Raw genomic sequence first — 22,052 nt, 5'->3', positions numbered from 1 at the left:
ATTGGATCCATATCGGTTGTATTCGCCCTTTACAATCAATTTGGTAAAATCTATATCTTTGTCATTATAGCACAGATTCCCAGTTACGAACCTAGCTCAGGGCATTCGCATAGACTATCGTGAAGATATTCGCCTATGGAGGGAATGACATGAATACGCGAAAATGGCGCAATCCATATACGCCGATTAGTAAAAAAGTCGATCGGAGTGTACTCGGTCAAGCTAACGCCTTGCTGGCGATTACACCCAAGAAGGAACCGCCAGCCACTGATATACGCTTGTCAGTACTTAAAATGCGGGACAATATTAAAGGAATCAGCAGCACGATCCGACAAATGGAAGAGACGATGGATACGATCTATGGAGCTATGGAGATGCTCGATTCGTTGGGAAGAAAATCAGCGAAACCACAGGCTACGACTACGACCAAACCAAATCAACACCCTCATCAACACCCACATCAACATGCCGAGGTAGAGGCTGATGAACCACAACAATCGCAAGGATCAGGCCTATCGGGTGCTCTTGGGAATCTTGACATTGGGCAACTCTTATCAATCCTTCAATCTCCGCTAGTCCAAAATCTCTTGCAGCAATCCAATACAGGTCCCTTAAGCAACACCGAACCTTCAAGCAATACCGCTTCTACAAACAAATCAAAACGAAAAAAAGAGGGATAAGAAATCCCTCTTTTTTTTGCGGAAAGGCTCGCGCAACCTGCTTACGATGCTGCGCGAGTTCAAACTGTAGACCAGCCACGCCCCTGTAGAGCCATGATGGTTCTTAGTTTTACTGTATGTGATTCACTCTTTATGGGAACTTGTGATACCGCCCAAATCCGTGGAGATCTAGACCGGAGGCCTACCTCAAAAACTTGGAGATGGATTGTAGATTGTTTGGATCAATCTCCTTGTTCTTGAACATTTCGATGATCTTGGCCTCTTTCTCCTCCGTTAAGGTTTTGCCGCTCATAGTTGCCAGTGTACGCAATAATTGACGCAGTTTGGTCTCATCCTCGAAGTCGTTTTTATTTACATTTTGCGCAATCGAGCGAAGTTGTTCTTCATCTACAGAGCTCTTCCCATTTCCTGTTAATTTATCCAACAGCCGACGAGATAAATTCTTGTTCACCAATACCCCTCCCTAAACGCCTATCGTTTCTCCTTATCGTATGAAGGAGCTTTGGGAATGGTGATGAGACGAGAGCTTGCTTATATCTGATAACTGATAATATCTTCCATTTCAAATCGACGACCGCGCCCCATCAGATCTTCTACGCCCTGACGCGGATTAAGGCCCTCAAACAACACGCTATACAACACGTGAGTAATCGGCATTTCGACCTGTTCTTTTAACGCAAGGGCATGGGCAGCTTTGGTCGTACGAACACCCTCTACAACCATTCCAATCTGTTTCAGCACCGTATCCAGATCTTGGCCTTGTCCCAACATATACCCCGCCCGCCAGTTACGGCTGTGCTTGCTGGTACACGTCGCAACAAGGTCCCCTACTCCGGCTAACCCTGCAAAGGTTAGTGGATTTGCGCCCATCTTCACACCCAGGCGACCGATTTCAGCCAATCCACGTGTTAACAAGGCAGCTTTGGCATTGTCCCCGAAACCAAGTCCATCTGACATTCCCGCACCAAGCGCAATAATATTCTTCAAGGAGCCAGCAATCTCAGCGCCAATCATATCAGGATTCGCATATACGCGAAACGTTGATGACATGAGCAAATCCTGCGCTAGCGCGGCATGCTCGTTCGAGTCCGACGCAACGACAATGGTTGTCGGTGATTTGCGTACCACTTCCTCAGCATGACTTGGTCCTGTCAAGACCACAAGTCCTTTGGCTACCTCTGGTGATACTTCTTCTGTAATAACTTCCGACATTCTTTTAAGTGTGTCTAATTCAAATCCCTTGGTCGCGTGGATCAACAAGGTATCATCTGACAAAAAAGGAGAGATCTGATGCGCAACCTCTCTCATTGCATGAGACGGTACCACCATTAAAACATTTTTCTTGCCTTCTACCGCTTTACGAATATCCGTTTCGGCATAAATGTTCGAAGGCAATTGAATGGAAGGCAAATATTTTTCGTTGGTATGTCGTGTATTCATTTCATTTGCAACTTGGGGGTCGCGAACCCAAAGGGTAACTTGATGCTGATTGGTTGCACAAACAGATGCTAGTGCTGTTCCCCAGCTACCAGCACCAATCACAACTACGTCTTGGGTCAAAACATTTCCCCTCCGTTTAACGTAATTTTTTATTCGATGAATCTCCAAGCTTGCGTTCTTTGCCCTGAAGTAAATTAACAATATTGGAATAATGGCGTACGTAAGCAAAAATCGTGATACACATGCTTACCCAACCAAAAACGGGATCCTTGGCGAAGATAAACAACAGAATAGGCAAAAGTGTCGCGAAAACCAGTGATCCGAGTGATACAAAACGCGTAATGGCAATCACGGAGACTGTAATGACAGCATTAATAAGAAAAGCAATCGGTGAAAGTCCGAGCGCTACACCTACTGTTGTGGCAATCCCTTTACCACCACGAAAACCATAAAAAACAGGCCAATTATGCCCAATTATGGCGAAAATTCCAGCAAATGCATAGGCAACAGGGGCCCCACCTGTTAACAGATGGGTAATGCCCATTGCCGCAAGACCTTTGCATGCATCCAATAGAAGAACGAGAACTGCCGGACCTTTACCGAGAACACGCAGGGTATTGGTAGCTCCGGCGTTGCCGCTTCCGTGCATACGAATGTCTATGCCTGCTACTTTCTTGGCAATCAAATAACTAAAACTAATCGATCCAAGAAGATAACTAATCACGAAGGACAAGATCCAGCTCATCTTACTTCTCTCTCCCTAGGTTTTTTTCCGTGTCAAAATACGAATTGGTGTTCCTTCAAACACGAACGCTTCCCGGATTTTATTCTCTATGTAGCGTTCATAGGAAAAATGCATTAACTCAGGATCATTCACAAACAGAATGAAAGTCGGAGGTTTGACAGTCGCCTGCGTCGTGTAATTGATTTTCAGACGCTTTCCTTTGTCAGAAGGCGGCGGTGTCATAATGGTTGCGTCTGTAATCAAATCATTCAACGTAGCGGTTGGAACCCTCATCGAATGTGCTTCTGCCACTTCGTTTACTTTTGGCAATATCGTATGTACTCGCTGTTTGGTCTTGGCCGATACGTACAGAATTGGCGCATAGCTTAAATACTTGAACTCATCGCGAACTTGCTCGGTGAAACGCTGCATGGTCTTGTCGTCTTTTTCCAACGCGTCCCATTTGTTCACCACGATGATAATCGCTTTTCCCGCCTCGTGCGCGTATCCCGCGATTTTCTTGTCTTGCTCAATAATGCCTTCTTCCCCATTGAGGACGACCAGCACGACGTCAGAATCTTCAATGGCCTTGAGTGCACGCATCACACTGTACTTCTCCGTGCCCTCATATACCTTCCCTCGTTTACGCATCCCAGCTGTATCGACCAATACGTACTCCTGTCCCTCACGTTCAAACGGTGTATCGATGGCGTCACGTGTGGTTCCGGCCACATCACTTACAATCACTCGTTCTTCCCCAAGAATGGCATTTGTCAAGGATGATTTTCCTACGTTTGGGCGTCCAATTATGGAGATCCGAATCTGGTCCTCTGTACGCTCATCTTCTTCACGATTCTTGAAGTGGTTCAACACTTCGTCTAACGCGTCACCAAGTCCAAGTCCATGGCTTCCGGATACCGGGAATGGATCACCAACACCTAGCTGATAAAACTCGTAAATCTCGTTACGCATCTCTGGGTTGTCTACTTTATTGACACACAGAACGATCGGCTTTTTCGTCCGGTTCAGCATCCGTGCTACTTCCATATCGGCATCCGTTACACCAGAACGTAAATCAACCACAAAAATAATAACATCCGCCTCGTCAATCGCCAGTTCGGCTTGATGTCTTATTTGAACGAGAATTTCATCGGTATCACCAACTTCAATCCCACCAGTATCGATGACGTGAAAGTATTGATTGAGCCATTCGCCTTTTCCGTAGAGTCGGTCGCGAGTAACGCCTGGCTTGTCTTCAACAATCGCAATCCGCTCTCCAACAAGACGATTAAATATCGTGGATTTCCCTACATTCGGTCGACCCACTATCGCAACTACTGGTAATCCCATGTTTCACAACACTCTCTCTCATCTCTATTTTCACTTGCTCATCATATCATAATTCAACGATGACGAACAATGATTAGGGTTTCCTCCGTTACATAGTGAATCATCCCATCCAGAATTTTTTCTAACGTGAACGCCGTTTTTTGCAATTCTTCATGGTTCTCCATCACAAAGATTGGAGCCCCTCCACCAATTTGTTCTTTTTTAGTTGTGATGACAGCGAGTATCCCTTTATCAGCCATTATCGTTTCGCTCCCTGATGATAGACTGCCGCTTCCTCTGGCATTCGGATAGCACTTTCAATGATCGGGGTATTTCCCACGACAACGATCGCTTTCTCCATATCATGTACAATCGGCAATAAAAAGACCCCAATTCGTCCTGTTTTCATATCTCGCTTCGCAAGCGGAGTTAAAGATGGCTCTCCCTCATCCGTATACACCCCTAAAACCGTTGACGCATCATGCAGCATCGCTTGTCGCTGACCCGGATGAGAAATGGTGATGTTTGCGTTCAGATTCTTTGGCGTGAGAATCAGTCCAAGCCCATGTTCACGGATCTGCTTTTGCGCATCTTCTGACCCGATATTCATGATATAAATATCACTGACATATAGGTTGTGGCCTTCCAATCTCACTTCGCCCGCTTGGATATCGACAATATGCTTCAGATTATGTCCAGTCTTGAGCACCCGAGATAGGATAAGCGAAAGAATACCTACGATGACACCTGCCAGCCAAGAATTAAATCTCACAGTGGCTAAAGTAGTGACGAAGGAAGTTAGGATAACGAGATAATTCCGCCCCTCGAACACCTTGGCAATTCCTTCGATATAAGAACCTCCTCGCGGCACTAGCTCCTGTTTGTCAATCTCCGTTAAAGTTGACCGCTCCATTGTACGTACATCACGAAATTGTTGGGCAGCTATGGTGAGAAACGTAATAGCAGTATAGTTCTCCTTGATAAAGGCAGGAATCGCTACTGAACCTAGGGCAGCAGCGATTACTCCCAAAGCCACGTGGATTACTTTTCCATGCGGGTAGGTTGGGTACTGGCGATAATCCGTACGAAGTAAATACATTCGACACGCCACTCCAAAGCCTATTCCAAGAATCAATGGAATGACGAATTCGTTCGCATGTAATATTTTTAGAATCACAGCATCATCACCTGTTAGGTTCTGTTTTTGATTTCCACTTGAACAACACTTGAAGTGATTTTCTCGAGAAAGCGGCAAACCTGTTGAAAAACGCTAAAGTGATCATTGTAATGATCCAAAGTGAGATACTGATCCACAAACGATCTTGTGCTTCGGGACTGCCAATGACTGCCTGTGAGTAGCGGGACAACGCCTGTAAATTACTAAAGACATAAAACACATCCGCCAACGGGACGGAAACAATCAACAGAAACCATTGCTGTTCCAATCTTCTGCTCAAGAGAAAGACTAGGAACAAACAGGCAATCGGGATTAACAGTTCTTCATCAAGGATGAGCAAAACGGGATCCCAGAAAATCAATTTCCTGATGAACAGGATGACACACGCCAATAACACGCTTGAGGCCAACGTGTATTCTTTTCCTTTGGCAGGCAGTTTCATCCATATCCATCCTGATAACAAGAATGGGAGAATGCCTCCACTAACGTTAACGTAAACAGGAAGAAAGTAAAGCTGCCAACTCGCATAGGAACAAACCAATACTACTGTTAGTACGGCTAAGGCGCTAGCTCTTGCCAACCCAAGCCGATTTAATTGCCGATCAAAAGACCCCATCCAAATGCAAACCAAAAGCGTCCACTGAACAATCATCGCTAGAATGCCATCGTTCATAAAAGCTAGCAAAACTCCCTTATCAAAATAAAAAGCAAATCTGTCTACAGCTAAGTATGCCTCGCAGATTCACTTTTCATAAGCTAGAAAGTTTTTATCAAATTTCTCGTTGCTTTGCCCAGCTCTCTATTTGGGGAGATAATGTAAAGGCAGCATCTCGCAATTCGGTAATTGCAGCGGCGCCCAGAGCCGTCATGGCAATACGCAGCTGGTGATGAAGCTCATCGATAACTTCTAGCCCCGCTTCAACACTTTCTTGTCTAACCAACCGCAGAAACAGTTGGGCAATCCCCACAGCATTAGCTCCTAAGGCAAGCGCTTTCGCAATATCAAGGCCATGGCGAATGCCACCGGATGCAATAATCGAAGTATTCTCCAACCTTACTATTCGGGATTCCAGCATGCTTTGCAGAGTGGTAAGTCCCCAGTCGTCAAACATCGGATAAGGCCTGGAACTGCGCAAATTCTCAACTCGGGCAAAATTCGTTCCACCTGACCCTCCAACATCAATTGCGCGAACGCCTATTTCCTGCAGCTGTCGAATTGTTTCACGTGACATGCCAAACCCTACTTCCTTGACAATCACAGGAACTGGAACTGTTGAGACAATTCTTTCAATATTCCTCAAGTACCCTGTGAAATCTCGATCTCCCTCTGGCATCAACAATTCCTGAATCACGTTCAAATGAATTTGAAGACCGTTTGCTTCGATCATCTCAATTGCCGCTACTGCCTGTTCCACCGATGCTTCTGCGCCTAGATTAGCAAATAAAACGCCTGACGGATTCTCCTTACGAACAATTCGATAGGAGGGAATGAGTATGGGATCCTTAATGGCTGCCATTTGAGAGCCTACTGCCATCGCCAAATTCTTTTCCCGAGCTAAAATCGCCAGTTGTTGATTGATGCTGGTGACGGCTTCCGCTCCTCCCGTCATGGCATTAATCAAAATAGGAGACAAAAGTGGAATATCTGCGATTGTTGTTTTGATATCTGTGTTTACATAAGATATGTTAGGTAAACTGTTCGGGATAAAATGAAGCTCATCCAAACTGCCCCAAGATCGTTCACCAGTACTTAAAGTATGCTGAATATGTTCAATTTTTCTAGTGGAGCGATCCACCTTCATCATCTCCTTACCAAAAAAGGATACGCCAGTAACCCCAGCGTATCCCCTCATCTCTTCTTTTATTTGAACTTGTCTTTCAAATCACCGAACAGATCACCTAGTGTAACACCTAATCCTTGGTTATTCTCTTGCTGGAAGGCTTGGGTCTCCCGTTTGTTTTCACGCTCTTGCTTTTCAACCTTCTCTTCATCCAATGCGCGAATGCTTAAACTAATGCGTTGCTCGGAAGGATTCACATCAAGGATTTTGACTTGAACTTCTTGACCTTCCTTCAGTACTTCACCTGGTGTAGCGATATGACGGTTGGCGATTTGAGAAATGTGGACAAGTCCTTCAATACCAGGCGCAAGTTCAACAAATGCGCCGAAGCTTGCCAGACGTTTTACAGTTCCTGTCGCTACGCTTCCCGCTTTGAATTGACCGATCGCTTGATCCCAAGGTCCTGGTTGCGCTTCTTTGATACTGAGGCTGATGCGCTCGTTCTCTTTATCGACTTTAAGGATCTTCACTTTCACTTTATCGCCTTCAGCAACCACATCCGCTGGTTTCTCCACGCGGTGCCAAGCTAATTCAGAGACGTGAACCAACCCGTCGACGCCACCGATATCAACAAAGACACCAAAATCAGTTAAGCGTTGAACAGTACCATCCAGCACTTGACCTGCTTGAAGATTTCCTAACACCGCTTTCTTCTGAGTGGAGGCTTCACCTTCAAGTACTGCTTTATGAGACAGGATCACTTTGTTTTTCTCACGATCCATCTCGACAACTTTTAATGAAAGTGAACGACCTTTATAGTCGCTGAAATCTTCTACAAAGTGGCGTTCTACCATCGAAGCTGGAATGAAGCCGCGCAGCCCGATATCTACTACTAATCCACCTTTGACGATTTCTTTTACTTCCGCTTCAATAATTTCTCCTGTCTCCATCTTCTTCGCCAATTCATCCCAAGCTTTTTCACTGGAAACGGCTTTCTTGGAGACCACGAGTTCTTCTTTTTCATCATTCAATTTGGTGACTTTCACTTCAAATTCGTCACCAACTGCCACCACATCTGATACCTTCTCAACATGAAGGCTGGATAACTCGCTAATCGGAATCAGTCCGTCGTATTTGTACCCGACATCAACCAAAGCTTGTTTGTCTTCCACCTTGGTCACCTTGGCTTTGATCACGTCTCCTACAGAAATTGTTTTGACCTCTGTTAGACTGTTGTTCATTTCTTCCACCATGACTAAACCTCCTTGAGCACCATCCATTTCTCATGACGCTTATATATTCATTAACCATCCACTTTTTTTGGCGGTTGGTTGAACGTTAAAGCCCAGATACGCAGACATAGTATTTAACTAATTCTTGCATTCAATACCAATATCCATCCTATTCACTTCGATGCTGTGAAATGAGATCCTTGATGTTCTGCATAATCAGGTCGGTTACTTCCTTCATCGTTTCTCCTGTTACCTTACCTTCTTTATATAGAGACAAGTCAAGCGGTTTCCCATAGATAATTGTAACTGGTCGGAATAATCGGTAAGGTCCGACGATTGCCACCGGAATCACTCGCGCATCCGATTTAAGTGCAAACATAGCAGATCCAGGCAATCCTTGGCCTACCTCGCCTGTTTTACTGCGCGTGCCCTCAGGAAAAATTCCCAAAACCTTGCCTTCTTCCAAGATTTTGAGAGTGGACCGAATAGCGGCACGATCGCCTGCTCCCCGTTTCACTGGAAAAGCGCCAAATTTGGTAATAAGAAACGAGACCACTGGTATCTTAAACAATTCTTCTTTGGCCATAAAATGAACTTGACGTTCTATTCCACTGCCAAGAAGCGGCGGATCAAAGTTATTTATATGGTTGGCACATAGGATGACAGGACCTTCAGCCGGGACATTATGAGCCCCTTTTACTTGCCAGCGATAAAATACAGAAAAAATAGCCCGAAAAATGCCGCGAAAAACAATATAATAGCTCACGAGAACCTATTCTCCTATTCTTTTGCAGATATCAAGAATATGTTGAACCACTTGCTCGATCGTCTGTCCAGTGGTATCCACCAATATGGCATCTTCGGCCTGACGCAAGGGAGCTACTTCGCGTTCACAGTCTCGCTTATCACGTTCTGCGATTTCTTGCTTTAATTGCTCGAGATCAGCATCGAAGCCTTTAGCAATTAATTCGGCGTATCTACGCTGAGCGCGTTCTTCTATCGATGCCGTTAAAAAGATCTTCAGTTCAGCATCAGGAAGGACGTGCGTACCAATATCACGACCATCCATCACAATATTTCCTTGCTTGGCCATATTGCGTTGCAAAGTCAACATCAGTTCTCTGACCTGTCCATGGCTGGCGACGATAGAAGCGTTGTTGCTCACTTCTGGTGAACGAATTTCTTGCGTAATATCAAGTCCATTCCAAATGACATGCTGCAAGCCGTCCATTCGCTTCAACTCAATCTGGGAAAAACGTAAAAGATCAGCAACTGCTGCCTCATCTGTCGTTGGGTTATTCTCTTTAAGAGCAGCCCATGCTAACGCACGATACATGGCACCCGTATCGATATACACATACCCCAGTGAAGAGGCGATTTGTTGGGCAACCGTGCTTTTTCCTGCCCCTGCTGGTCCATCAATAGCTATATTCATAATTCAAGTTTCACCTACTAAGTTGAAAATAAGAAAAGCAGGACAAGCCTGCTAGAGTTCTACCGCTGTTATGGTTTATCCTACCACAAAAAATAGGGTGGCGCAAACTTCAAGGTGTCTGTGTTTTTCCTTCCCACCGCTCTGTTTCAACCAGAAAATGTCGAACGGAATCGAAGGAAAACAAACTTTGACCAAGGATTAACGTTATTGTCGAAGCAATTATCAAGGTGAGTATGTATCGTTCTATTCGGGAGGAAAACCTTCCATAGCGAATTGGATAGTCATCTCGTCTGCGCATTGTTTCTCGCCTCTTGAAATATCAGTTATTCCCCTATCCCTTTGTTTCTCAGCTCCAGTTGACGCTCAAAGCACGCCCGGATTACTTTGGCTCTGTCTCCTTCCTTAATCTCCATAAAATTGACGGAGACCCACTGATTACCGCCTTTTTCCTCTGGCCGCTTCACTCGAATGATTTCCCCAACGGCATAAGCATGCCCAACTTTATTTGATTTACTCGGTAGAGCCAGCCAAATTTTTAATTGGTCTTTTTCTTGCAAAGTATATTTGTCAGGACAAGAAAAAGCCAGCCCGCCTCCACTCAAATCTATGGTTCGGGCAAGGAAGTGATAGTTGCGAACACGATCATCTATCTTCACAGCAATTTCCACATGAGTCGACACCCGAACAAAATGGCGTCTCTGCGTCCTGGTTACCTCAGTTTTCACAGGAGGCTTCAATTCCAGCATCGGAATGTTCTCGCGACGTTTGCCGATAATCTCGGTTTGAAAATCAAAACGAGAGCCATCCCCGCCTATATACCAGCATTGCCATCTTGAACCAACTACATAAGAGCTTATTCCGCTCGGATGAGTTTCATTGATAGGAAGTTCAATAATGATCATGTCATTTTGGATATCCGCAACACGCGATTTATAGACAAGTTTACTTCTTTCAATTGATGTTGTATATGGACTGAGCCAGATTACTTGTCCAATTTGTGGTAGCACAATCAAGTACTGTTCCCCCTTCACTCCCAATACCCATTATTATACACGTCTTTTCTTAGAAGAAAAAGGCACATCCTTTATAACTTTGGAAATTGCTATGATTGGTGTTAAAAGAAGAAAAAGACCCGGCTGGCACCGAGTCTCAGGTATTTTGGGAATGATTAGGTTCTGTCTTGCCCTGGTAAAGTATCCATCTTCACAATCTCTTCTTCATCGCCATTTTGCGCGTTAATATAGATCGTATACAAGTCTTGACCTAAGCTTCCCGTAAATTCATAGCATAGCTTCTCACTTCCGTCCTTTCCATCAATGAGAGCTAAACGTTGCTCGGTCACCTTCATTCTCGGGTTCACCATTGTTCTTGCTTTTTGCATGGTGAGTTTAGGTTTCGGAATTGTTCTTGACTTGTGGTTAAAGTGATATTCCTCCGCCTTAAAGCCTTGTACGTCTCCGTTATCAAGCGCAACCTTGATCAAGACAGAATCCGGGTAGATGCGGACTCCATTCTGTTCATGAACAAAGGTAAAAACGGCGAGTCCGGAATAACTGTCACTCTCTGTTTGGACCATATTCGGGAATCCATGAGTATTGAGAAACTCCTGCGCTCGTTTCTTCGCTTGATCCATGGAAAGCTTCTCTCCATCGATTCCCCGTTCGTTTAACAACCAAACAACATGTCCACCTCGTTTGCTAACATCCAGATGCATAGAGTGTTGTTGGTTCGGGTTCTGGGTAATCCGCACACTATAGGCAGAATAGGATTCACCAGAGCCGTTCTCATCCACTTCATATTTAGCCTGATTCGTTTTGATCCCAGTAAACTTCTCGGCAATTCGTACAGCCTCATCCTTGGTAATTTGCTTTCCGGTTAACCCTTGAATGCGTTGCTTCTTTTTCTTTTCTAGACTTTGTACGGATGTGCCCCAATCCAAATCCTCATATTCCTTTACTTTATTATCCACTTTGCGGAAACCGTCAATAATGGTGTTGTCCGATTTTTTCTCGTCTGAAGCAAGGGCTGATTCCACATCCATCCATCTGAGCTTGTTATCAATTACTTTGGATTGGACATGGGCTAACTCGCTTTGAATTTCCTGAGAATGCTTGTAAAGTGTCGTTAGGGTTTGGTACTCTTTTTCACTCAGCGGATTTTGATTAAGGTCACGAACAGCCACATTATAAGAAAAGCTGGCTACCTTTCCCAAAAACTCCTCCGTATTATTAAACGGCATCAAAGTCAATGGCAGTTGCCCAACATCTGATTGTGCCGCATAGGCTAGTCGCCAGACATTCGTTAAACATGGCGTTGCTTGTTTGCGTGAATTAATCGCAAGGGATTTGCCCAATTCGTCGTGCAATTTATCCACGCGATAGTTCAAATCGTGAAACGCTCTTTGGTATTGGTTTTCAGCCTTAATCAAGATTGAATTCTTCTCGTTGTGCTCCTGGTAACCCCACATTCCAGCCCCTACTAGAGCTATTGCAGCAACCGGAAACAAAACCTTGGATACCCCTCCATAGACCATGCTAAAACCGCTCCTTTCATAGATTATTTACAAAAAATGTGTTTACCGATCCGCTTCACCTGTGGTCTGCTCCAGATCCATGCGGAAGTAGCGGTATCAGGGTTGAAATAGTAGGTGCATCCTCCTGACGGATCCCATCCCTTTAACGCGTCTTGAACAGCTTTTTTGGCCTTATCGTTTGGTGTCAGCCAGATTTGGCCGTCTGAGACCGCTGTAAACGCTCCCGGTTCAAAAATAACTCCGGAGACTGTATCAGGAAAAGAAGGGCTCTTGGTACGATTTATAATGACGGCTGCAATCGCTACCTGCCCCGTATAAGGTTCACCTCTCGCTTCTCCATAGACGGCGTTGGCCAAAATCTTGAGATCATTATCAGACAAGGCAGAAGGATGGAACGTCTTTTTTGCAGAGTTGTTAGCTGGGGCACTCCATTGAGTTTCTTTGGCTTGAACGCTAGGTTCGTCTTCCGACCATAACTTGTTCAACGGCGCATATGTAAAGCCAACCCAACTTCCTATTCCTAAAACAAGAGCGATAGACCAGATGAGAACTTGTCGATTACTCACCATGAAACTCCTCCTTGTATTGCTCTTTCTTGGCTTAGTGTGAGTGGCTGATAGCGCAAATATACAAAAAAAGAAAGAACTGGCGGTTTCCAGTTCTTTCTTTTTCTCTTCAACTATCTGTTTCGACAACATCAAAATGTCGCTCATTATTACATAAGCACTGTTTAAAACCCGTCTCTACTTTTCCTTCATGTCCTCGGCGGCCTCTGAGAATATAACGTTCTCCACATATGTTGCAGTGAATGGTCACTTTTGTTCGATCGGTTTTTAGCACGATAGACCCTCCTCCTTGTTCATTTATTTTGGACGATTCTATCGTGTTTTAGAACCAAGCTCATGAGCGAATTGCACTTTTCTTAAACCAATCCACCACAGTATGAGCATGAATGGAATAATAAACCACAACCAATATTGAGAAGAAAGCAAAATCAAGTTGTAGAACCCGTGCAACAGGATCGGGAGAAGAAGCGAAATGACCAGCATGAAAATTTTCTTACCGGAATGTTTCGTGAATTTGCCAATTCCCATGTAGAATCCCATCCAGACACCAAATAGCGCATGGCTAGATACAGGCAAAAAAGCGCGCCAAATCGCGACATCCACTCCGTTTAAGTAAAGATAAAAAATATTCTCAAGAGTAGCAAATCCAAGGGATACGGCCACCCCGTAAACAATTCCATCGTAAGGTTCATCAAATTCGACATGTTTGTATGCCGTATGATAGACCACTAACCATTTAAAGAATTCCTCAATTAAAGCGGAAGAAATAATGGCCTGAAACCACGGATGATTAAGCTCCCATTCGTTGTGAATAACATATTGTAACATCATAATCGGAAAAACCAGAAGAATCCCAAAGATAAATGAGCGAACAACCATAGAGATCGGTTCGGGTTCCAAACTATCCCGCAAATAAAAATAACAGAGTAAAGCAATACCGGGTGCAATCGCGGCACCGATTAAGGCAATCATTTTGTGTATTGCTCCTTTACATAGACTAGCATTCATCGTACCATGATTAATAGTGATTGAAAACCCGCAACAAGTGAGGGACGAAAATGAGCAAAGTACTGGTAATTAACACTGGCGGAACGATTGCCATGTCAGTTGATGATGCTGAAGAACATGTAAAGCCATTAGATGATAAAGCCTTGATCAATATTTTACCTCATATAGAACGATATGCGGATGTAACGATGATGAATTGGTTAAACCTGCCAAGTCCACATATCACTCCCGCCCTCATGAACGATCTTCGGGTACTGATTGAAGAACAAGTTCAAACCCATCAATACGACGGGGTGGTCATTACTCACGGAACAGATACATTGGAGGAAACAGCCTATTTTTTGGATGTAACCCTTCCAATCTCCATTCCGATCGTCGTGACCGGTGCGATGCGCTCCAGCAATGAATTGGGAGCAGATGGCCCAGTTAACCTGATCTCATCCGTTCGAACCGCAATTGAGCCAACCAGCCGCAATAAAGGTGTGTTGGTTGTATTTAATGACGAAATTCACGCCGCTCGTCACGTGACCAAAACGCATACAAGCAACGTTGCCACCTTCCAGTCACCACAGTACGGCCCGATTGGAACGATTAGCAAGAAAACGGTTCATTACCACCATGCGCCGTTGCAACGTGAATACTATACCGTAACACACGCGAACGGTAATGTTCCATTGATTAAAGTAGTGGCCGGTATGGACCCAGCCTGGATTTCCTTCCTCACGACCCAACCAATTGATGGTGTGGTTATTGAAGCGTTTGGAGCAGGGAATATTCCTCCTGCGATTGTTCCAACTTTCCAAGAGCTGTTGTCCAAAAAAATCCCGGTAGTCATCGTCTCTCGCTGTTATAACGGTACGGTCCAAGACATTTACGACTATGAAGGCGGCGGTAAACGTCTCAAAGATATGGGGATGATCTTCTCCAATGGTCTTAATGGACAAAAAGCGCGCCTCAAATTAATTGTGGCCCTCCAACAAACACACGATTTCGATGAGCTGCAGAAGTATTTTGAAGATTAATAGTGATTTATAAATGAAAACAAAGAGCCCTCTGGATTCAACAAGAGGGCTCTTCTTCGTTCAGAAAAGGTTGGACTTTCGGATTGCACCCCAAGAGATATCCTCTTACCACTAGAGACCCAAAAATGATGATTCCCGCGGTAAACAGCATATCATCCACAATCTCGACAGATACACACTCTCCTTTGTCTTAATTTTCCGCTCATCCACCAGATCCTTCCATAATACCATGTTTTCTCACTCCACATAAAAAAGAAGCCATTGTCTGCAGAACAGACAACAGCTTTTTACGTTACGATGTTTTATACCCAACCACGGAAACGGGATGCTTCCGCCATTTTTCTAGCCCCAACCATGTAGGCAGCTAAACGCATGTCTACCTTGCGAGTTTGTGAAGTAGAGTAAACGCTCTCAAATGATCTTACCATCACTTGCTCCAGTTTTTCTTCTACTTCTTCCTCTGTCCAGTAATAACCTTGGTTGTTTTGTACCCACTCGAAGTAGGATACCGTTACGCCACCAGCACTTGCAAGTACGTCTGGAACGAGCAGGATACCACGCTCGGTCAAGATTTTAGTTGCTTCCAGTGTAGTAGGTCCGTTAGCCGCTTCCACAACGATGGATGCTTTGATGTTGTGAGCGTTTGCAGCAGTGATTTGGTTCTCAATTGCTGCTGGTACGAGAATGTCGCAATCCAGTTCCAACAATTCTTTATTGGTAATGGTATTGGTAAACAGCTTGGTTACTGTACCAAAGGAATCGCGACGATCCAAAAGATAATCGATATCTAAGCCGTTCGGGTCATGCAGGGCACCGTAAGCGTCAGAAATCCCAACAACTTTGGCTCCCATGTCATGCATGAATTTGGAAAGGTAGCTACCTGCGTTACCAAAGCCTTGAACAACCACGCGCGCGCCTTTCAAATCGATTCCACGACGTTTTAGTGCTTCTCGGATACAAATGGTTACACCTTTTGCTGTAGCCGTTTCACGACCATGAGAACCGCCAAGTGCAATTGGTTTACCTGTAATGAATCCTGGAGAATCGAATTCGCGGATACGGCTGTACTCGTCCATCATCCACGCCATAATTTGAGAGTTGGTGAATACGTCTGGAGCAGGAATATCTTTAGTCGGTCCAACCAACTGGCTAATTGCACGAACATATCCACGGCTTAAACGTTCCAATTCTCGGAAGGACATTTCGCGTGGGTCACAAATAATTCCACCCTTACCTCCACCATATGGAAGGTCAACGATACCCGCTTTCAAACTCATCCAGATCGAAAGCGCTTTCACTTCATCCTCACTTACCTCCGGATGAAAGCGAATACCCCCCTTAGTTGGTCCAACTGCATCATTGTGCTGAGCTCTATAGCCCGTAAATACTTTCACTTCACCATTGTCCATACGAACCGGAATCCGTACTGTGAGGACACGCATAGGTTCTTTCAACAGTTCGTACATTGACTCTTGGTAACCTAGCTTATCAAGAGCTTCTTTAATCACCGTTTGGGTAGATGTCAACAAGTTCAAGCTTTCTTGATTTTTTTCAGACCCTTGGGCGTTTCCGGTTACCACTTCGTGATTACCCATTCTTTACCACCTCAGAAAAGTATGTCGGTAAATCCATCGTTAAGTATACACGCTTGTTTCAGACTTGAGAAGAAGAAAATTCGGTTTTTTGCTTATCAAAGCGTAATTGTACGGTTCCAAGTGTGCCATTTCGGTTTTTTAGCACGTTTAATTTCACACAGTCCACATCAGATAGACAGGAGTCCTCACAAGGAGTTGTTTCATAATGAATTAATGTGTCAACAGAAGCTTCCACTAATGGGTGAACCTCCAAATTGTTGCTTTGATTAAGGGGCGCTGAGATGATGACTGACGTATTCCATTGCCGTGACCATTGATGCAAACGATATACGGTCATGGCTTGATCGTTATGAACGACATTGCCATGCCGATCACGATACGTAATTCTAAATAAGTTATCAATCATAATGATCGGCGCTTTGCCAATGGATTGGATAATCCGGGTGATCAAATCTTCCATCTCCTGCAAGGTTGTTTCCAAATTCCCTTCCAAAGTCCACATATTCTTGGCGGTTCGCGCATAAGAATGAGAGGCTTTTAGAATAGTTGAGGCCTCAATTTTATTGGCTAAAATCTCTTGTGAAGGTACTTTGAGAACTCTTGCAATACTGCGGCACCAGAGCTCATATGCCGTCGTTTCCCAAGATACATAAGCGATGGGAGTTTGATTTTCGGCTATTTGATCGGCGATTTGGCGAAGAAACATGGATTTTCCCGTGGACACATTGCCAACGATGAGATACAACCCTGTTCGTAGTCCGCCAATCAGCTTCTCATCAAGATCCGTGAAACCAGTAGGAACTCCGCCCACGAGACCTTTTTGCCGTTTGGTATACTCTTCGGTAAAAACCGTTAAACTTCGCACGTCGGGAAATACCGGCAATTTTAGGTTTTCCGAAACCGCAACATTTAATAGCTCCATAAAGATTTCATTGGCATTTGGTTGGCGACAAAACAAGTCATTCACATCTCGCAATCCCTCCGACAAATGCACAATAAACACTTCGGTGGCGATACCTTCTAACATCGTAGCTATTTTTATGCTCTCACGTCGTCCTGGTTCGTCGTTCGGGTAGCAAATGAAGACACGCTTGTTCTTAAGCGCGGCTGCATGATGTTCTCGAAACAGCGACATGTCTGGAATGCACACAGCCGGCAATTGTTCTTGTTCAAGTGACAGAACATCAAATAGATTCCGAACGAGAATAATATCCTCAGCCACATCTAGCACCGAATGATTAAAAAACAACTCGTTCCGGCCCAATAAACTGCGGTATTTGGGTTCCTTATCGTCGATCGAACGGCCGACCAGATCAATAACTTTACCATGCAGGTCGACAATGGAAAAGACAATGCAATTACTGAAGTATCCAGTTAACATACCCGCTTTAGCGGTATGAAATCCGATAATGGATGGTTCAAATCCGAGTCGGAAGTTTCTGACTGTTTCTTCAGTGATTCCTCTTGAACCTAAATATTCATAAGCATCAGAATTTAATAGCTTGGCGTAATTCACCAGCAATTCGTCTAAATCTTCCCAGGAGAATCGTTTGGTCACTGTCTTGATTTCGTGCAACTGTTCGGACATCCTGAATTCCCCCTCTTTTGTGAGTATACCTCTAGTGTAATTCGTTCACCCTTCTTTGGGAATCAATAGTATACTGGAAATAGCATCTCTAATTTCCACATCTTCACCCAACAGGAGGTTCTTCATGTCTGACCGTAGAATTTTACTTGTATTTGCCCACCCGGATGATGAAAGCTTCGCGACTGGTATAACCATTGCGAAGTACGCGGCACTTCCTAATACCCAACTTTTTCTCTTATGTGCCACACGAGGTGAAGCTGGAAAACCTGGAAATCCTCCAATCTGTACAGTAGAGGAGCTTCCTCAGGTACGAGAACAAGAACTGTTAGAGGCTTCCCGAATCCTTGGAATTGATTCTGTTGAAATCCTTGATTATCAAGATAAGCAAGTAGACACTGTGCCGATAGAGGAATTGGTCGGTCAGATTACAGCAGCAATTCATCGTGATCAGCCTGACGTCGTGATCACCTTTGCTCCGCATGGGATCTCTGGACATCCAGATCACCGTAGAATTTCTGAAGCTACTACTGTGGCCGTTCAAACAATCGGGGATTCCTCTGTAAGAAAGCTGTATCATGTCACGCTTCCGTCAACAGAACCTTTTATCGGGGTCAAGAACATTCACACAGACCCGCTCGATGTTATTACGACGAAAATCGAGTGTGAGGAATGTGTAGAAACCGTTGCCCATGCTTTATTGGCCCATCGTACACAGCATCTTTCGGTGGACCGAGTCTTCCCAGGTATACGTCAGGGAGATTACACCCATGTACGATCTGTTAACTATTACATACTTGCCTGGCATAACATTCCAGACTACGTGTTGTCCGATAAAGAGACAGACCTATTCTCTGGCATCTTGTAATCATGTCATCTACATACCCTTATTGGGCTTACTTGTTTCGATATCAAAAAGGACACCCTCCATCTTGGAAGGGTGTCCTTCGTTGTTACCTTGGCGTGCGCATTTATCGAAACCTCTTACATAATTCCTTAACGGCATCGTCTTCCATGACAACTTTTCCATATTCCTCAATCATATGAATCGTTGTCGGTGTTGCTTCGCCATACTCAGAGAGGATCGCAATCAATTTTTGATAGCGCTCTTGATCCATATCAACTTCCTCGAGCACAAGATAGTATTTATTCTGATAAAAATAGATGCTTCCACCATTGGTTAACAGTGAATTAATCCGATGCGAAGCCTCTACTAGATGTTCGAAGTCTCGGAAAGAATAGAGAATAAGGTCGCTTTCCTCCAGCGTTACCTCCATCTCGTAGACAGTCTCGTCATCGTCCTCTTCCTTCTCAACGGTTGAGCCCGTTTTACCGCGAGTAACGATAACGACCATTCCCTGAGCTGGCAAGGCAAAGATTTCAACGGCCACAGGTCCAGACACTTCAAATCCCAGTTCTTCATAGGCCTGTTCCATCATGTCGTTGAACAGTTCATGTACTTTAGGAATGTCACGCCACATATCCTCTTTTTCGATGCCCCGTTCTGTAAGATCGTCAAACGTAAGAAAGATCCGTATCTTGTCATGACCAAGGCGTTCTACACGCATGACTGTCCCTCCTCGCCATCCAGTCGTATTACAGGTTATGTTAGGAAGCCTGTAATAGTTCTCAGCACCATACTCGAATTCTTTAAATCCGCATCCTGAAAAGGTTGAGTATGTACCGCACATTCCATGGACAGGTGTATGTCTTTTTGACCTGCCATGATGTGATGTTTTGAACTTGCCCATGCATCATCCATTCTTGCAGGGTTCTCTTATCATATCACATATTTTGGACAAGACAAAGTAGGAAGGAACGCTCAAGGTGTCGTTCAGAAATTGACGGCGAGAATGCCAGAAACATGCTGAAGAATGTCATGATCTGCGCTTACCCGGGAAACAATGTTAAAGAGGTGAAAAGCATGCGTAGAAGATGTATTCTGTATTCGTTAACATTCCCCATGTTCCTTACGTTATCTTTCCTTTATCCATCTCTCACTGTCAAACCCGACTCGATTCAGCCTCCAGCTAGGCTATTAGACGCTTTTAAATCAACCCGTTCTACGGATCACGGCGGCTATTATGTGCAAGAGGGGACGTACCGCATCGTAGGCCCTCATGGTAATCACGAAAATATCGTCTTGCTTACAATCGATGACGGCCCCAGCGGAAAATCGACTCAAAAACTGTTGAATGTACTTGACAAGCATCACGCCAAGGCCATCTGGTTTGTCAATGGAAGACAAGTGGCAGATAAGCGAAAAGACGGCACATTTCGGATCAAACCGGAAAAAGCCCGACTGCTCCGTGAGATAGCCAAGCGAGGCCATATCATTGGCAATCATACGTGGGAGCATCCGAATCTGCGCAAGGTGTCCCCGACTCGCCAACAAGAGGAAATCAGAAGTACCAGTATGGTTATTCAAGACATTACCGGAAGTTTTCCTTCCTATTTTCGCCCGCCATATGGCGCCAAGACTGACGACTCCAAGCGTATTGCAACTGAACTAGGGATGCGTACAATCAATTGGTCCGTAGGCTCACTTGACTGGAAGCGCTCCGTTTATAAGCACCCTGGGGGAATTTGCGAACAGGTTATGAGTACCATTCACAACGGAGCCAATATCTTGTTTCACGATCGTACATGGACAGCGAATCAAATGGATGAAGTCCTGACTGCTTTAGAGAAGAAGCATTATCGCTTTGTCTTACCTTCCTACTAATTCTCACATCAAGCTTCAAGAATCTCTGGTGTATTGCCATACGAACAACTGAGCCAAATCATATACCAACAATATCACGAGAACCGTCCCAGAAACCCAGGGAAACTTGCTCCCCTGAATGAGAAGCAATAAGATCCCATATAACAAAATGACTACGTGAATCCCTCTTTCCATTCCGATAGTCGCGCGACGTACAAGTAGCAAGGATACATGTCTTTTACACAGTTGATAAAGGATATAGGTGCTTAAAATCATCAAGCTCCCCGCAATAAGTATCGATATGGGTTTATACATGATCAACATCATCCAGTCCGAGTAGTTGTGTGGATGTAGAAACATAATGGTTGCCAGTTTCTTCACTGCATACACGGAAAAACCCCAAGCGATCAGTCCAACTAATAAGTCCTGAAAAAAAAGAAACATCCTGCCATCCCCTTTTCAGTCCCTTTCCCTAAAGTTTATGACGAAGCGCTTTTCACATGCCGAATAAAGACAGCCACTATAAAAAACGCTTTCGCTGCCTGAAAAAAATGGCGGCGAAAGCGTTTCTTTATTTTCATTAAGTTATTGTTATCGCAAAGGGACATAAACCACACGTCCAGTGGGTAAAGGTTCGTCAGGATTCAAGTGGTTGTATCGCGCAATTCGATCAACTCCACTCACATTCCCATAATACTTGCGCGATAGCTTAAACAAAGTGTCCCCCGCCTCGACACGGTGCCGAGCTAGTTTCGGCTTTTCCTCACTTTGAGTGGTTTGCTGTGATTTCAACTGGGGAGTGTTGGTTCCAGGACTGGTTGCGGCCTTCGTGGCAGCATTATCCGTTTTTTGAACCGCAGCAGGTTGAACCACCATATTCGCATGGGCTGGAGCGGCTGAAGGCGACATCTTTGGTTGCGCAGGTAAGTCAGTTGGCTGTGGTTTGTTCGCACTCGCAGCCTGAATCACAGATTCCTGATTTATTTTCTCGATTGTCGTTTCTTTTTCCGCTTGATATTGGACCGTTGGCATATTACGGCTAGCCTGATAAAGTTCATAACTGATCATTCCGATTGCAATCGATCCAAATAAGATAAGCCCTACGATAAAGAACATCTTTTTTCTTTCATTTTGTTTCTTGGCAAATCGTGTTTTTCTCGGGGGTAACCCGGTAGTCGTTTTAACGGTATCGTCTACCATGGATTCAACAACGTTCTTGTTGCGTCGGGAACGTCTCATCG

General features: G+C 44.6%; 24 protein-coding genes. 4 read left to right on the top strand and 20 right to left on the bottom strand.

Annotated features, from left to right (window positions below):
- Positions 1 to 149: 149 nt before the first annotated feature.
- Entirely contained in the window at positions 150 to 680 is a 531-nt protein-coding gene (locus ACQCN2_RS04205) for a hypothetical protein (RefSeq protein ID WP_426927647.1), read from the top strand.
- A 181-nt stretch (positions 681 to 861) separates the two neighbouring features.
- Here ACQCN2_RS04205 and ACQCN2_RS04200 read toward each other — a convergent pair whose 3' ends face one another.
- The 15 genes from ACQCN2_RS04200 to prsW form a co-directional block, all read right to left on the bottom strand.
- Positions 862 to 1,131 (bottom strand): stage VI sporulation protein F, encoded by a 270-nt coding sequence (locus ACQCN2_RS04200; protein ID WP_426927646.1) that lies wholly within the window; start codon positions 1,129 to 1,131, stop codon positions 862 to 864.
- A gap of 80 nt (positions 1,132 to 1,211) precedes the next feature.
- On the bottom strand, positions 1,212 to 2,240 hold the full coding sequence (locus tag ACQCN2_RS04195; protein ID WP_426927645.1) for an NAD(P)H-dependent glycerol-3-phosphate dehydrogenase: 1,029 nt from the start codon (positions 2,238 to 2,240) through the stop codon (positions 1,212 to 1,214).
- A 16-nt stretch (positions 2,241 to 2,256) separates the two neighbouring features.
- On the bottom strand, positions 2,257 to 2,865 hold the full coding sequence (plsY, locus tag ACQCN2_RS04190; protein WP_426927644.1) for a glycerol-3-phosphate 1-O-acyltransferase PlsY: 609 nt from the start codon (positions 2,863 to 2,865) through the stop codon (positions 2,257 to 2,259).
- A gap of 15 nt (positions 2,866 to 2,880) precedes the next feature.
- Positions 2,881 to 4,194, bottom strand: coding sequence for a ribosome biogenesis GTPase Der (gene der, locus ACQCN2_RS04185; RefSeq protein WP_426927643.1), 1,314 nt, complete (start codon positions 4,192 to 4,194; stop codon positions 2,881 to 2,883).
- A gap of 53 nt (positions 4,195 to 4,247) precedes the next feature.
- Positions 4,248 to 4,433, bottom strand: coding sequence for a capping complex subunit for YIEGIA (locus tag ACQCN2_RS04180; RefSeq protein ID WP_426927642.1), 186 nt, complete (start codon positions 4,431 to 4,433; stop codon positions 4,248 to 4,250).
- Positions 4,433 to 5,347 carry a YIEGIA family protein gene (locus tag ACQCN2_RS04175; RefSeq protein WP_426928164.1) on the bottom strand — a complete coding sequence of 305 codons (915 nt, stop codon included), beginning with the start codon at positions 5,345 to 5,347 and terminating at the stop codon, positions 4,433 to 4,435. Before ACQCN2_RS04175 ends, ACQCN2_RS04180 begins: the two co-directional genes overlap by 1 nt.
- A gap of 10 nt (positions 5,348 to 5,357) precedes the next feature.
- On the bottom strand, positions 5,358 to 6,023 hold the full coding sequence (locus ACQCN2_RS04170; protein ID WP_426927641.1) for a YphA family membrane protein: 666 nt from the start codon (positions 6,021 to 6,023) through the stop codon (positions 5,358 to 5,360).
- Between the two features lie 97 nt (positions 6,024 to 6,120).
- Positions 6,121 to 7,146, bottom strand: a complete 1,026-nt coding sequence (gene fni / locus ACQCN2_RS04165; RefSeq protein ID WP_426927640.1) for a type 2 isopentenyl-diphosphate Delta-isomerase — start codon at positions 7,144 to 7,146, stop codon at positions 6,121 to 6,123.
- 65 nt (positions 7,147 to 7,211) lie between these two features.
- A complete protein-coding gene (gene rpsA / locus ACQCN2_RS04160; protein ID WP_426927639.1) occupies positions 7,212 to 8,384 on the bottom strand; it encodes a 30S ribosomal protein S1 in 1,173 nt (390 codons plus the stop codon).
- Positions 8,385 to 8,532: 148 nt separating this feature from the next.
- Positions 8,533 to 9,129 carry a lysophospholipid acyltransferase family protein gene (locus ACQCN2_RS04155; protein WP_426927638.1) on the bottom strand — a complete coding sequence of 199 codons (597 nt, stop codon included), beginning with the start codon at positions 9,127 to 9,129 and terminating at the stop codon, positions 8,533 to 8,535.
- Between the two features lie 6 nt (positions 9,130 to 9,135).
- Positions 9,136 to 9,798 (bottom strand): (d)CMP kinase, encoded by a 663-nt coding sequence (gene cmk, locus ACQCN2_RS04150; RefSeq protein ID WP_426927637.1) that lies wholly within the window; start codon positions 9,796 to 9,798, stop codon positions 9,136 to 9,138.
- 323 nt (positions 9,799 to 10,121) lie between these two features.
- Positions 10,122 to 10,805 (bottom strand): flagellar brake protein, encoded by a 684-nt coding sequence (locus ACQCN2_RS04145; RefSeq protein WP_426928163.1) that lies wholly within the window; start codon positions 10,803 to 10,805, stop codon positions 10,122 to 10,124.
- 161 nt (positions 10,806 to 10,966) lie between these two features.
- Positions 10,967 to 12,331 (bottom strand): germination protein YpeB, encoded by a 1,365-nt coding sequence (gene ypeB, locus ACQCN2_RS04140; RefSeq protein WP_426927636.1) that lies wholly within the window; start codon positions 12,329 to 12,331, stop codon positions 10,967 to 10,969.
- A 23-nt stretch (positions 12,332 to 12,354) separates the two neighbouring features.
- Positions 12,355 to 12,900, bottom strand: a complete 546-nt coding sequence (locus tag ACQCN2_RS04135) for a cell wall hydrolase (RefSeq protein WP_426927635.1) — start codon at positions 12,898 to 12,900, stop codon at positions 12,355 to 12,357.
- 309 nt (positions 12,901 to 13,209) lie between these two features.
- Positions 13,210 to 13,869 carry a glutamic-type intramembrane protease PrsW gene (gene prsW / locus ACQCN2_RS04130; protein ID WP_426927634.1) on the bottom strand — a complete coding sequence of 220 codons (660 nt, stop codon included), beginning with the start codon at positions 13,867 to 13,869 and terminating at the stop codon, positions 13,210 to 13,212.
- Positions 13,870 to 13,955: 86 nt separating this feature from the next.
- Here prsW and ACQCN2_RS04125 point away from each other — a divergent pair, with 86 nt between their 5' ends.
- Positions 13,956 to 14,927 (top strand): asparaginase, encoded by a 972-nt coding sequence (locus ACQCN2_RS04125; RefSeq protein WP_426927633.1) that lies wholly within the window; start codon positions 13,956 to 13,958, stop codon positions 14,925 to 14,927.
- A gap of 302 nt (positions 14,928 to 15,229) precedes the next feature.
- Here ACQCN2_RS04125 and ACQCN2_RS04120 read toward each other — a convergent pair whose 3' ends face one another.
- Both ACQCN2_RS04120 and ACQCN2_RS04115 read right to left on the bottom strand, forming a co-directional pair.
- Positions 15,230 to 16,522, bottom strand: a complete 1,293-nt coding sequence (locus ACQCN2_RS04120; RefSeq protein WP_426927632.1) for a Glu/Leu/Phe/Val family dehydrogenase — start codon at positions 16,520 to 16,522, stop codon at positions 15,230 to 15,232.
- 58 nt (positions 16,523 to 16,580) lie between these two features.
- Positions 16,581 to 18,110, bottom strand: a complete 1,530-nt coding sequence (locus ACQCN2_RS04115; RefSeq protein ID WP_426927631.1) for a DnaB-like helicase C-terminal domain-containing protein — start codon at positions 18,108 to 18,110, stop codon at positions 16,581 to 16,583.
- Positions 18,111 to 18,234: 124 nt separating this feature from the next.
- On the opposite strand from ACQCN2_RS04115, the gene ACQCN2_RS04110 reads away from it, so the two are divergent.
- Positions 18,235 to 18,975, top strand: coding sequence for a PIG-L deacetylase family protein (locus tag ACQCN2_RS04110; RefSeq protein WP_426927630.1), 741 nt, complete (start codon positions 18,235 to 18,237; stop codon positions 18,973 to 18,975).
- 103 nt (positions 18,976 to 19,078) lie between these two features.
- On the opposite strand, the gene ACQCN2_RS04105 is transcribed toward ACQCN2_RS04110, so the two are convergent.
- Positions 19,079 to 19,675, bottom strand: a complete 597-nt coding sequence (locus ACQCN2_RS04105; RefSeq protein ID WP_426927629.1) for a genetic competence negative regulator — start codon at positions 19,673 to 19,675, stop codon at positions 19,079 to 19,081.
- A gap of 356 nt (positions 19,676 to 20,031) precedes the next feature.
- On the opposite strand from ACQCN2_RS04105, the gene ACQCN2_RS04100 reads away from it, so the two are divergent.
- Complete coding sequence (locus ACQCN2_RS04100) at positions 20,032 to 20,832, top strand: polysaccharide deacetylase family protein (protein ID WP_426927628.1); 801 nt, start codon at positions 20,032 to 20,034, stop codon at positions 20,830 to 20,832.
- A gap of 15 nt (positions 20,833 to 20,847) precedes the next feature.
- On the opposite strand, the gene ACQCN2_RS04095 is transcribed toward ACQCN2_RS04100, so the two are convergent.
- Positions 20,848 to 21,255, bottom strand: a complete 408-nt coding sequence (locus ACQCN2_RS04095) for a hypothetical protein (RefSeq protein ID WP_426927627.1) — start codon at positions 21,253 to 21,255, stop codon at positions 20,848 to 20,850.
- Between the two features lie 147 nt (positions 21,256 to 21,402).
- Positions 21,403 to 22,050, bottom strand: coding sequence for a LysM peptidoglycan-binding domain-containing protein (locus ACQCN2_RS04090; RefSeq protein WP_426927626.1), 648 nt, complete (start codon positions 22,048 to 22,050; stop codon positions 21,403 to 21,405).
- Positions 22,051 to 22,052: the final 2 nt, after the last annotated feature.

The sequence above is a fragment of the Brevibacillus ginsengisoli genome, assembly GCF_050113715.1.
Lineage (GTDB): Bacteria > Bacillota > Bacilli > Brevibacillales > Brevibacillaceae > Brevibacillus_H > Brevibacillus_H ginsengisoli.
The sequence above is the reverse complement of the archived record's forward strand: the minus strand, read 5'-3'. Positions and strand labels throughout refer to the sequence as shown.